The organism is Paenibacillus sanfengchensis, from assembly GCF_036864765.1.
Classification (GTDB): Bacteria; Bacillota; Bacilli; order Paenibacillales; family Paenibacillaceae; genus Fontibacillus; species Fontibacillus sanfengchensis.
On record NZ_JBAGJC010000002.1, the window covers coordinates 528,936 to 542,138 of the forward strand.

The following is a 13,203-nucleotide window of genomic DNA, read 5'->3' on the forward strand; positions in this document are numbered from 1 at the left end:
TTTACTACTCTATATTTATTTCTACCTAAGAATTATAATTGAGCATATTACCAAAATATCCTACGGGTAGAGAGGGGAACTTTCGTGAGAAAGCTGGTTGCTTCATTGGCGGTGACGCTTGTTATCGCGCTGCTTTTTCAGCAGCAGGTTTTTGCCATGGGCATTTACGTTAAGACTTTGACCGGCAAGACCATAACCCTGGATGTAGAGCCTTCGGACTCCATAGAAATGGTGAAGCAGCAAATATCCGATAAAGAGGGCATTCCCGTCGACCAGCAGCGGCTAATTTTTGCCGGGAAACAGTTGGAGGACGGCCGCACGTTGTCAGACTACAACATTCAAAAGGACTCCACGCTGCATCTGGTGCTGCGAATACGCCATGATGCGTCTTTGGAAAGCCTCGCCATCCATCCGGGAAACCTGGACCCCGTGTTTGTTCCGGCGGTGGAAGCGTACCGGACCAATGTCCCGTACGATACCCCGTCCATTTCGGTCTCCGCCGACGCGGTGGATGACACGGCCTCGATCCAAATCAACGGCGGGAACGAAAATCCGGCGGACGTGCCGCTTCAGGTCGGAGATAATACCGTCACTATTACGGTAACCACGGCGGATAATACCACGAAAACCTACACAGTGACGGTAAAAAGAGCGGTCCCCGTGCCGATTGACAGTTTAGCCGTGGCGGACACGTCGGCGACCACGGTCGCGTTAAGCTGGGCGGCAGTGCCGGGAGCTTCCGGCATGGCGATCGAGCAGTCCTTTGCAGGGCGGAACGATTGGGCGGCGGCAACGACGGCAACGGCCCCTATAGCGACGGATGCGACATCCGCGACGGTGACGGACCTCAGCCCGGATACGGCGTATGACTTCCGACTGGTCGTCACGGGCGGCGCTAACGAGGGCCGGTCCAATATCGTCAGCGCCACGACCGGCAAGCCGTCCGTCGACGCGGAGACGCCGACGGTCGTCTCGCAGCCGCTGGACCAGACGCTGCACCTGGGCGCTTCCGCCCGGCCTTTAAGCGTCACCGCCGCCGTATATGACGGCGGAACCCTAAGCTACCAGTGGTACCGGAACGACAAGAACGACACGGCCAGTGGAACCGCGATTGAAGGAGCGGCCGATTCGTCGTATTTACCGCCGGATAAGACGGTCGGCACCACGTACTATTATGCGGTGATTACGAACACGAACCCGGGCGTAACCGGCGTTCAAATGGCATCAGCGACAAGCGTGGCGGCCAAAGTGACGATTCTTGCGGCCAACCCGCCGGGTGGCAATAACAGCGGTGGATCGTCAAGAGGTACGTCGGGCGGTTCGTCCTTGCTGACTCCGATAAAACCGGAAAATCCGGCTACACCGAAGGCGGAGTTCACGTTTAAAATCAACGGCCAAAGCGCCGATATCGGGTCCGTCTCGCTCACGGAAGTCAATGGGCGTAAGGTCCCCAAGGCCGTTTTGGATCCCGGCAAGCTGCGCGAGCGGCTGGCCGCTGTGGAACAGCCTGCCGTAGCGATAGCTGTACATGAAGACGCGGATGCGGTGATCGGCGAAATCAACGGAACGTTGGCCGCTTTTTTGCAGGAGAAGCAAGCCGTTCTGACAGTGGGGTCCCCCCAAGCGGCATTGACGCTGCCGGTTCGGGAAATCGATCTCGAGAGTTTATTGCGGCAAATGAAATCCTCCGGACAAAATCTGACCTTGCAGGATCTTGAGATTCAGATTGAAATCGCCAAGGGTAGTTCCTCGAAAATCCAGTCGGTGGAACAAGTTCCCATCGAGTTTGCGGTGCGGGGCATGCACAAACAAACGACCGCCGATATCCGGGAATTCGGCGCTTACCTGACATGGGACCTCCCGCTCCCGAGCGGCGCTTCCCCTGCAGACACAACAGGGGTTATGCTCGGCCCAGACGGCAAGGTACACCCTGTACCGACCCGGTTTATGGAGGCGGATGGACAACACTACGCCAGATTGTCGGGGATGGCCACCGGAACCTACGCACTGATCCGCCGGCAGCCGGCCGGATTTAGCGACGCGGCCAACCATTGGGCCAAAGGGGCCATCGATAACCTGAGTTCAAGGCTGATCCTCGACGGAGGAGAATCCGGGCGGTTCCGGCCCAACGACGAGATCAGCCGCGCCGAGTTGACGGTGCTGCTCGCGCGGGCATTGGGGCTTCCGCTCAAGGAGGGTGCCTCCCGGTTTTCGGATGTAAACACGGGCGACGGATACTACAGCGAGATCAATACGGCGGCCGCCTTCGGTCTGATCGGCGGCTTTGAAGACGGCGCGTTTCGCCCGGCCGACAAGATCACGCGCGAGCAGGCCATGACCATGATCGCTCAGGCGATGAAGCTGACCGGTTTGGCGGACCGGCTTCCCGGTCCATCCGCGGGACATCCCGCGTTGAGCGCGTTCCCCGATGCGGCGGACGTGTCGCCTTGGGCGCAAAGCGGCGTCCGCGACAGCGTTGCGGCGGGACTGACCACAGGCCGAACCGATGGCCAACTGGCGCCGCAGAGCTATGTCACCAGGGCCGAGGTCGCCATGATCCTCGAACGCCTGCTGCAAAAATCAGGGCTTATTTAGTTCATCAAGGGGCTAACCGTTTTATCGGTGGCCCTTTTTTACTTCGTGCGGCCCGGATTGGCCCAAATAGGCTGAATTAGCGGGAGAAAATCCAGGTAAATGGGCGAGGCCTAGGCCCAGTCTTGGGGCCAAGCAAGGCCATGATTGGGCCCTGGGCAACGAATTAACGGGAAAACCTCCCGTTAAATGACGCGCGAGTAGCTAGGGGCGAAGATTAACTGGAAAAAGTACCGCTAATTTGCCATGATCGGGCCGGACTGGCCAAAATGGGCTAAATTAGCGGGAGAAAATCCAGCTAATTGGGCGAGGCCCCACCAGGTGAGCGAAATTAACGGGAGGAAATCCCGTTAATACGAGAGGACGACGAGACCGGACAACACACTCAGAAAATCAAGGCTCTCAGGTGAAGGATTAGTTAGTTGAGTAATATGATTTGCCTGCGGTGTTTAGATACGGTAGAAGATAAAGGCAAGTTTGAGCTCTGAGAATGTTTATCTGGACGAGGGTCTGGGCAAGGGCCTGGGCTCCGCCTTGGAGGCGAGCAAGGTCATGGTTGGCTATGGATGGGCCCTGTTAGGCTATGGTTGGGCTATGATTGGGCTATGATTGGGCTATGATTGGGCCATGGTTGGGCTATGGTTGGCATGGTTGGCATGGTTGCCATGATTGTCCAAGGGTGGGCCCTGGGCGGCGGATTAACTGGAAAACTTCCCGTTAAATAACGCGCGAGTGGCCAGGAGCGAAAATTACCTGGAAATAGTCCCGCTAATTTACCGCGTTCAGGCCGGATCGGCCAAAAGGGGCTGAATTAGCAGGAGGAAATCCAGCTAATTGGGCGAGGCTCCACCATATGAGCGAAATTAACGGGAGGAAATCCCGTTAATGCATGGGGTTTTCCCGTTATCCTAACGTTCCCCCCTCCTCTCCCCGCAAAACTGATCCAAAATGCGCATGACAACTTGTCCCGCTTCCCTTAAACTATGAGTACCATTTGCATTCTTTTCCAGTCCCCCTATTTTCTCACCCCTATTTTAAAGGAGGAATGAACTTGTACAAACCCGGCAAATCCAAACGCATTCTCATCCTGGGCATCCTTGCGGCAAGTCTGACCGCCCTGCCCTTCTCGGCGGCTGCCGACGGCGGCGGAACCACCGGCCCCACCGTGGAGCTCCGGATCATGGAAACCACCGATCTGCACGTGAACATGGTCAATTACGACTATTTCGCGGATAAGCCTACCGACGAGTACGGGCTGGCGAAGACGGCGACGCTGATCAAGCAGGCCCGCACCGAAGCCAAAAACAGCCTGCTCATCGACAACGGCGACCTCATCCAAGGCAATCCGTTGGGCGATTACGTCGCCACGGTGGAAACGTTGAAGGAAGGCGAGACGCACCCCGTCTTCAAGGCGATGAACCTGTTGGATTACGATGCCGGCAACCTGGGCAACCACGAGTTCAACTATGGCCTCGATTTTCTGGAGCGGTCGCTGGAGGGCTCGGATTTCCCTTACGTTAACGCCAATATCTACATAGACGACAAGGACGGAGATCCTGCGAACGATAAAAACACCTTCACTCCATACCTGATTCTCGACAAGGAAGTCACCGACAACAGCGGCGCCAAGCACAAACTCAAGGTGGGGATCATCGGCTTTGTGCCGCCGCAAATTATGGTGTGGGACAAGGCGAAGCTTGAGGGCAAGGTCGTTGCCAAAGATATTGTGGAGACGGCGGAGAAGTTTGTTCCTCAGATGAAAAAAGAAGGCGCCGACCTCATCATCGCGGTTCCGCATTCCGGCTTCGAAGACATTCCGCAAACTCCGCTGATGGAAAACTCGGTCCTTTATCTAAGCAAGGTTAAGGATATCGACGCTATTTTGTTCGGGCATGCGCACAAGGTATTCCCGGATGCTTCCTTCGAGGGCAAGCCCGGCGTTGACTTGACCAAGGGCACTATCAACGGCGTGCCTGCCGTGGAACCCGGATATTGGGGCAACAACCTGGGGATTATCGACTTAACCCTGGAGCAAAAGAGCGGCAAATGGACCGTGAAGAACTCCGCCGTTGCCGTGAAACCGATCTTCGACAGCGCGAAAAAGGTCCCTTTAGTCGAGGCGGACCAAAGCATATGGGATGCGGTCAAGGAAGAACATGAGGCCACGCTGGAATATGTCCGGGGGCCGGTCGGCAAAACGACCGCACCGATTAACAGCTGGTTTGCGCTGATCCAGGACGACCCGTCCATCCAAATCGTGACCAATGCGCAAAAATGGTACGTGGAGCAGCATCTGCAAGGCACGGAATACGAAGGCCTTCCCGTGCTGTCGGCCGCAGCGCCGTTCAAGTCGGGCGGACGCCAAGGCGCGAATTATTACACGGACATTCCGGCCGGCAGCATCGCCATCAAGAACGTCGCGGATCTCTACCTGTACTCCAACACGGTTAACGCCGTGCTGGTCACGGGAGCCGAACTGAAGGAATGGCTGGAATGGTCGGCAGGACAGTTTAATCGGATCGATCCCGCCGGCACACAAGAACAGGCTTTGGTCAACTACGACTTCCCGACCTATAACTTCGATGTCATCGATGGCGTCACTTATCGGATCGATGTGACGCAGCCCGCCAAATACGACGCCAAGGGCGGACTGCTGAACGAGAAAGCCAGCCGGATCGTCAATCTGTCTTACAACGGCAAGCCAATCGATCCGGCGCAAAAATTCGTCGTGGCGAGCAACAACTATCGCGCCTCGTCCAGCAAGTTCGCCAATCCGGACGGCAAACGGATCATTCTCGCTTCGCCGGACGAGAACCGACAGGTCGTCATCGACTATATCCGCTCGAACGGCACGATCAACCCGAGCGCCGACGGCAACTGGTCGCTGGCGCCCTTCGGCAGCGCGAACGTGACGTTCGCCACTTCGCCGGCGGCCAAAGAAGCTATGGCCGGTAACGCGTCGCTCGCCGCCAAGCAGAACGAGTTGACGTACCTCGAAACGACCGAAGACGGCTACGCCAAGTTCAAGCTGAGCGTGACGGCCGACGGCAGCAAGCCGGTGGCCCAGCCGGCGTCGCCGGCGACTCCGCAGCCGAACCCGACAGAGACACCGGTGACGACGCCGGAGCAGCCCGCTCCGGAAGCCGCGAAAGCGGAACCGGCCGCTCCGGCGAACAACCCGGCTCCGACCCAGCCCCCGGGGGCGGCCAAGGAAACGGTCTACGTCGTTAAAAAAGGCGACAACCTGTACCGGATCGCCCTTGACCACAACACGACGTGGCGGGAACTGGCCAAGTACAACAAGTTGGCCAACCCGAAGCTCATCCATATCGGACAGCATATCCTCATTCCGGCGAAGTAACAAAGGCCGGACCGAACGAACCCTGACGCAGCCAAGCAGCTGCGCCAGGGTTCGTTTTGCTCTGCCCGGCATCCTCCCCAACCGCCTCCGGAGCATTTAAGATTCACTTAAGGTTAGCGGCGTATTTTAGGAGATACATCATAACCGGGGAGGCTCAAGTCCAAATGATAACATCCGATGGATCCGGCAAAGAAACCAGAAAAAGAAGCATCACCTATTTTAAATTCGGCTTGGATTTAATCATGGCGCTGACTTTTGTGCTATTTTTTAACAAGCAGGTCCTCGGCGGGCTTACGTTTCATGAAATAGCGGGAATCGGCTTCGCTGCGGCTTTTCTGACCCATATGGGGCTCAATTGGAGGTGGATCGTCAAGGTGACGGCGAAATTGTTCGACCGCAAGCTGCCGCTGAAGACCAAGTTCAGTTACTTGTTGAATGTCCTGCTGTTGTTGTCCATGACCTTTGTAATCGTCTGCGGACTTTTTATTTCCAGGGTGGTCTTTCCCGCGCTACGCCTCGGCAATGAGTCATGGTTCAAAGTCGCCCACATGTCCGTCGCCTACTTGGTGCTGATCCTCGTCGCGGTGCATATCGGCTTGCACTGGAAATGGGTCGTGGGCGTCTTCCATCAAATCGTCCGCTACCGCATGAAAAAGCCGCTCCCCGCCATGGCTGCAAAGCTGGCCGCGGCCGCGCTGCTGGTGTTCGGCTGCTATCAAATCTATACCTCGAACTTCGCCATGCATTTGCGGGGCGTCGCCCAGGTGGTCGGCTTCTCCACCCCGTCGGTGCACGCGGGAGAACGGGACGGCGGCCGGCCGGAAGGATTCGGGACGACCGCTCCCACGGAAAGTAGGGGGGAACGCGGCGGGTTCGACAGAGCGGACCACGAAGGCGGATTCGTGGGTAGAGGCGGAGGCGCCAGCCCAAACGTTTTTGGCGTCGTCGGAGAATATCTCAGTATGATGTCCGTGTTTATTATTGTCGTTTACTACCTGGATCAATGGCTCCTGAAGCGGAATGCCGCGAGGAAGAAGCAGCGCCTCCAAAAAGCGGGCCCGGCCGGTACGTAACGGATGGCGAAGCTCAGATTCATGCCCGGCCACCTGTTTATGGACAGGTCAGGGCCCCTCTAACCCTCTAACCTTTCAATATCCCGCCCAGATACCCCGACAGCGCCTCGGCCGCCTGGACATGCGCCCGTTTCCCCGGGTGCGTGCGGGAGCCGACGGTTTCCTCGGTCGTGTCGGGCAGCTGGAAGACGGAAACCCGGCGGTCTCCCGTGGCCCGGATATACGCATCCACCGCGCGGTAGATGGCCGGCATCAGCGGGATGCCGATCATGCCGTACGCCCAGACGATATGGGCGTGCCCGTTATTTTTCCGCAGCTTTCCAAGGAAGTTCTCCACCGCTCGCTCAAAAGCCCGCAAATCTTCCTCGTTGTATGTCCCGTCCTCATTCAAACGCTGCTTATACGTTTCTCCCGTAACCGGGTCTCTCCACGCCGGATTGGTAAAAGCCCCGGCATCATTCGTCCCCAGATTCACGACCACCGCATCCGGCTGCCAAGAGGAAAAATCGTGCTCGCGAAACGCCCCCAGCGCTTCGTTCCCGGCCCCTGTCAAAAGTCCGCAAACCTGTCCGTAGTAATCCGGTATATTGCCCCTCGGGTTGTTATCCCAACTGGTCAGCACGCCCCAGCCGCTTTGGGAGATCACCCGGTATTCCGCATCCAGGGCTTCCGCGGTCATATAGGTGTAATTGTCCACGGCGCTGAACCACATCGGAATCCAGTCCTCTTCTTCCCGGGCTCCGACCGCTCCCTCGCCTGACGTGATGCTGTCGCCGATAAACTCGATCTTAACCGACTTGTCCTCCACAGGCATGAAAGCCCCGTCAAATTTCACCGCGTGTATCCGCAAAGAGCATCCCGGATCTCCGCTCATAGCCTGCACGTCTTTGACGACCCGGACATTTTTGATCTTGGCGGGGTTCATCCCCCTAAAAAGACAAACCCAATACCGTCCCTTGGTCAGCATCTGTCTGCTCACGGGCGCGGAGTTGATCAGCACGGTAATCCAAGGCTCGTACTGATCATAATCCACTTCCACTTCGATCCAAAGCTCGGATCCCTTGGCGTTCAGTTCGATCCCACTGCCCGTCCAGAACAACGTTAAAGGCGCCAGATTTCCTGTGGTCCGTCCGTGCACTTTCAAATGCGTAATCTCCGACAATGCGTACTGTTTCAGCTTCTCCTGATCTCGATTTTCCAAGCTCGTCTCTCCTCCATTCAATTTCTCGTATGTGATAAGTCCGTGCTTCCCCTTTCCCTGCTATTTTGCGGCAATTCCTATGTAAGTCCGCGCCGGAACTGATCTAGGATGTTTGAGATGATCACTCTCTATATTAACAATTCAGAAATCTCCAGCACTATGGAGGCGAATTCCAACGGTTGCTCCAAATGTGGGTAATGTAATATTGTCTCCCGTGAAACTCATTTCTTTGCAATTCCGTCTACATTAATAGGTTCGGTATTTCGATGCAGCATCAAATCTAGAACAAAAGGTGTGAATCCAATGAAGAAATGGATGACGGCAAGCCTTGTTTTCGCCCTGCTGGCTGCCGGCGGGACGGATGCTTATGCAGCGGCGGTACGGCAGGCTTCGCCGCAACTGGTGATCAAAGGAGCCGCGGTCAAGGCTGATGCGGCGCCTATACTAAAGTCAGGACGTGTGCTCGTCCCGCTTCGGGTCGTAACGGAAATGCTCGGCGGGAAGGTGGCCTGGAACACGGCCGAGCAAACCGTAAATATCCGGAAGTGGACGGACACGATCCAGTTGACGCTTGGCAAAAAGACCGCGGTCCTCAACCACTCCGGCGAAAGCGAACCGCAAACTTGGCGGCTCGAGGTGCCGGCCGACCAGGTGAAGGGCCGAATTTACGTCCCGCTGCGGTTCGTATCGGAAGCGTTCGGCTACCCTGTGGATTGGGACGGGACCACCGCCAAGGTGAAATCCCCGCTCAGCGCGGCGGAGCAGGAGGTTCTGGCGTCCGGCCCGCTGGAAAAAGCGCGGCAGCTCGTAATGGCCCAAATGCGCGCGGGCAAGATGCGGCACAAGCATGAAGGGGTCACCTCCCGGACCGAGAGCGAATATTGGGAGACGGCTTTCCTGTTTCCCGAAGGCGAAGCGCTTCGCGGCTATATGATCCAGGGCAATACCATCACGCGGTTTGAGTTCACAGAGGATTTCCCCGTGGCGGTTTGGCAGGCCTATGTGAAGGAAGGCGAGGACAAGACCTCAATCCTCCAGGGCCATTGGACAAAAGCCATTGGTGAGAATCCGTCGATGAAAAAGGCCTACTTCACCTACACATCCGGCGGATGGGGGGACAGCAACAATGTGGAAACCGGCCGCATCGACCTGCAAGGCGAGTTCACCTCGCTCGGCTACAAACGCACGGTCGGCGGCGACGTGACGGATTCGCACGGGACGATCTCCTATACGATGCCGGGCGAAAAGCGGCAAGAGGCCGTGAAATTCAAGAAGGCGGACGCGGACAAGCCGTAACGGAAATGCCCCCGAGGCAGCTTGCGGTCACGCTCTGCCTACCACATAAAAAAGTGCCCGGCCCGATACGCGATCGGAGTCCGGGCACTTTTTCATTTCAGTTTACTTCAACGCGGTCCAAACCCAATTCTCTACCTCCGGCAGATCGAAGCCTTATATTCATAAAGGAACTAAATCACCAAGATATATCTGTGCTAGCTTCCTCATTTGATCCTTGTTTTGGTGAGAATGATACAGATTGTGCCCTCACCCAATTGCCCTATTCGGTGCGTCCGAATCTACCTTTTTCATTGTTAACTTAACAGTACCTTTGAATTTACTTCCTCCATTCAATAATGTTATTTATAATGAATCAGAAAGGAGGCTGTCTTTAATGGATGTAAAAAGATTCATATTTCTGATCATTACCTCGTTTTGTTTATTAGCAATTATCATTGGTTGTGACGATTCCAATATTACTACTACTTCCTATATCAAAGTTTTGAAAAAAGAAAGCACGAAAAATGATTTCTGGATTTCGGTAATAAACCCCTACGATTCAAAAGCGGAAATGTTCAAACTTGCAACTGAACAGAATGTATGGAATTTAATAATTAATAACGAGATCTACCTTGTATCCTATAAATCAAAAACTAATGATAATTTTGCAATAATAGAAAGCATTAACTATCCAAAGTAATGAATTTTAGTAAAATAATTACTAATCCTATTATACCTAATTTTCATTTTTTGTAAATTAAGTTAGTTGGTGGATTTATCTTTTTAATTCCGATTATTAGTGGAATTCGCTTTAGCTCCTTACTTTAACAAATCCGTTTACAGGCTATTTATAAAAATTTCGCAATTTTGGGGCGGCTCTTCTAATTCGCCTCCTCCCACTAAACCGAAAAGGGTAACAAACGCACGAGAGCCCCACGCCACATAAAAAAGTGCCCGGCCCGATACGCGATCGGAGTCCGGGCACTTTTTCATTTCAGTTTACTTCAACGCGGTCCAAACCCAATTCTCTACCTCCGGCAGATCGAAGCCTTCCTCCCGGATGTACTCGTGATGTTTCTTCAGTATGGCGTCCATCTCCTCGACGATGGCGGCGTATTGGCCGGCGTCCGGCAGATTCAGCACGGCTTCCTTCACCAGGTCGAAGCGGTCCATTTGGTTCAGCACGCGCATATCGAACGGGGTTGTAATGTCGCCGTTTTCGCGGTAGCCGTGCACATGCAGGTTATGGTTGCGGCGTTCAAAGAACAGGTCTTTGATCAAGCCTTCATAGCCGTGGAAGGCGAAGACGACCGGTTTATCCTGCGTAAAATAGCGGTCGAATTCGTCGTCGGACAAGCCGCGCGGGTCCAGCTTTTGGCTTCTGAGCTTCAGCAGGTCGACCACGTTGATGTAGCGGATTTTCAGCTCCGGCAGCTTCTCATGCAGAATCGAGATCGCCGCCAGGCTTTCGATCGTCGGCTCGGTGCCGGCGGAAGCGAAGACGATATCCGGCTCCCCGCCTTGATCCGTGCTGGCCCAGTCGATTACCTTCAAGCCTTTCTCCACCAGCTCCTGCGCCTCTTCCGCCGTGAACCATTGCGGACGCGGGTGCTTGGACGAGACGATCAGGTTGATCTTCTGGCGGTCGTTCAGCACCGTGTCGAACACGGCCAGCAACGTATTGGCGTCCGCCGGCAAATACTCCCGGATAAATTCCGGCTTCTTGTCGGCCAGATGGCCCAGCAAGCCCGGATCCTGGTGCGTGTAGCCGTTATGGTCCTGCTGGAACACCGTCGACGTGGCCACGACGTTGAGCGAAGGAATGTCCGCGCGCCAGCCTTGATCGGTCGCCTTGCGCAGCCATTTGAAATGCTGGGTCAGCATCGAATCGACCACCCGCAGGAACGCTTCATAGCTGGCGAAGAACCCGTGGCGGCCCGTCAGGACGTAACCTTCGAGCAGGCCTTCCGCCTGGTGCTCGGACAGTTGGGAATCGATAACGCGGCCGTAAGGCGCCAGGAACTCGTCGTTCGGTTCTTTGATGGCGTCCAGCCATTGGCGTTTGGTGACCTCAAACACCGGGCCCAACCGGTTCGACATCGTTTCATCGGGCCCGAAGATGCGGAAGTTCCGGTTCTCCTCGTTGATCCGCACCACCTCGGCGATGTATTTGCCCAGCACGGCCATATCCTGCGCAATTACTTTGCCCGGAACGGAGTTATCCAGCGCATAGTTGCGGAAATCCGGCAAGCGCAAGTCTTTCACGAGTTTGCCGGCATCGGTGACCGGATTTTTGCCCATCCGCCGTTCGCCCTTCGGCAGGATTTCGGCGATCTCGGCTTTCAAGCCCCCGTTTGCGTCGAACAACTCTTCGGGACGGTAGCTGTTCATCCATTCCAGCAAAGCCGGAGCATGCTGCATGTTCTTTTGATCCGCCGGAATCGGAACCTGGTGGGCCCGGAAGGAGTTTTCGTTCGGCACGCCGGCCCATTCCTTCGGCCCCGTCCAACCTTTAGGGCTGCGGAACACAAGCATCGGCCAGGCCGGACGGGTCGGATCGTTGTTTTTGCGCGCATGACTCTGAATGCTATGAATCCGCTCAATGATCACGTCCAGCACGAGAGCCATTTCCTTATGCATCCGCGTGGGGTCTTCGCCTTCGACAAAATAAGGCTCCCAACCCATCCCTTTAAAATAGGCCGTAATCTCCTCTTTCGATTGACGGGAAAGGATCGTAGGGTTGCTGATTTTGAAGCCGTTCAGATGCAGAATCGGCAGCACCGCACCATCCGTAATCGGATTGATGAACCGGTTGGAGAACCACGAAGCGGCCAGAGGTCCGGTTTCCGCCTCGCCATCGCCCACCACGACCGCGGAAATCAAATCCGGGTTATCCAAAATCGCGCCGACGCCGTGGGAAAGCGAATACCCCAGTTCGCCGCCTTCATGGATCGATCCCGGCGTCTCCGGAGCCGCATGGGAGGCTACGCCGCCCGGGAACGAAAATTGCTTGTACAGCTTTTTCAAGCCGGGGATATCCTGCGTGATTTCGGGGTAAATTTCCGTATAGCTGCCGTCAAGGTACGAATTGGACACCATAACCTGGCCCCCATGGCCCGGGCCTTCGATGTAGAACATGTTGAGATCGTACTTCGTGATGATCCGGTTTAAGTGCGCATAAATAAAGTTCTGCCCGGGAATGGTCCCCCAGTGCCCGATCGGTTTAATCTTCACGTCCGAAGCTTTCAAAGGTTCCCTTAACAGCGGATTATCCTTCAAATACAGTTGACCGACGGAAATAAAGTTCGCGGCGCGCCAATAAGCGTCCAGCTTCTCCAAATACGTTTTCGACGAGTAGTCCAGTTGTGCGATGGGTACTCCCATGTCATTCACTCCTATCTCTTTGTTCGTTCGTTTGTGAAACATTTCACCTATGTATCTATCATAACGACTTTTTTGAAAAATGATACGGTCCAATTTTGTGAAAAGATGAACATAATATGAATTTTGGTTGAACCAAAGCCAATCATAACCACCCGTGTGAACGGGTGGTTTGCTCTAAGTCTATAAGCCCTTATTACCGGCTCGCGTCTAAAGGCGTTAGCTTTCACTTCGTTCAAGCTACTATGCCGTTGCCGCTTTTGCCTACCCCTGAAGGGGTGCGATTATTACTAGTACCCGTCAGACAACCTTGATAACAT

Annotated in this window: 7 protein-coding genes; 5 read left to right on the forward strand and 2 right to left on the reverse strand. The window is 55.2% G+C overall.

Annotated elements, in window-relative coordinates:
* Positions 1-84: 84 nt before the first annotated feature.
* The 3 genes from V4U84_RS05740 to V4U84_RS05750 all read left to right on the forward strand — a co-directional run bounded on the left by V4U84_RS05740 (position 85) and on the right by V4U84_RS05750 (position 7,026).
* Positions 85-2,595 carry an S-layer homology domain-containing protein gene (locus V4U84_RS05740; protein WP_334076888.1) on the forward strand — a complete coding sequence of 837 codons (2,511 nt, stop codon included), beginning with the start codon at positions 85-87 and terminating at the stop codon, positions 2,593-2,595.
* A 1,042-nt stretch (positions 2,596-3,637) separates the two neighbouring features.
* Positions 3,638-5,953, forward strand: a complete 2,316-nt coding sequence (locus V4U84_RS05745; RefSeq protein WP_334076889.1) for a bifunctional 2',3'-cyclic-nucleotide 2'-phosphodiesterase/3'-nucleotidase — start codon at positions 3,638-3,640, stop codon at positions 5,951-5,953.
* 164 nt (positions 5,954-6,117) lie between these two features.
* Complete coding sequence (locus tag V4U84_RS05750; protein WP_334072505.1) at positions 6,118-7,026, forward strand: DUF4405 domain-containing protein; 909 nt, start codon at positions 6,118-6,120, stop codon at positions 7,024-7,026.
* 67 nt (positions 7,027-7,093) lie between these two features.
* Here the strand turns inward: V4U84_RS05750 and V4U84_RS05755 are convergent, their stop codons facing one another.
* Entirely contained in the window at positions 7,094-8,227 is a 1,134-nt protein-coding gene (locus V4U84_RS05755) for an SGNH/GDSL hydrolase family protein (RefSeq protein WP_334076890.1), read from the reverse strand.
* Positions 8,228-8,530: 303 nt separating this feature from the next.
* Here V4U84_RS05755 and V4U84_RS05760 point away from each other — a divergent pair, with 303 nt between their 5' ends.
* Positions 8,531-9,523 carry a copper amine oxidase N-terminal domain-containing protein gene (locus V4U84_RS05760; protein ID WP_334076891.1) on the forward strand — a complete coding sequence of 331 codons (993 nt, stop codon included), beginning with the start codon at positions 8,531-8,533 and terminating at the stop codon, positions 9,521-9,523.
* Positions 9,524-9,896: 373 nt separating this feature from the next.
* Positions 9,897-10,202, forward strand: coding sequence for a hypothetical protein (locus V4U84_RS05765; RefSeq protein WP_334076892.1), 306 nt, complete (start codon positions 9,897-9,899; stop codon positions 10,200-10,202).
* 299 nt (positions 10,203-10,501) lie between these two features.
* Here the strand turns inward: V4U84_RS05765 and V4U84_RS05770 are convergent, their stop codons facing one another.
* Complete coding sequence (locus V4U84_RS05770) at positions 10,502-12,886, reverse strand: phosphoketolase family protein (protein ID WP_334076893.1); 2,385 nt, start codon at positions 12,884-12,886, stop codon at positions 10,502-10,504.
* Positions 12,887-13,203: the final 317 nt, after the last annotated feature.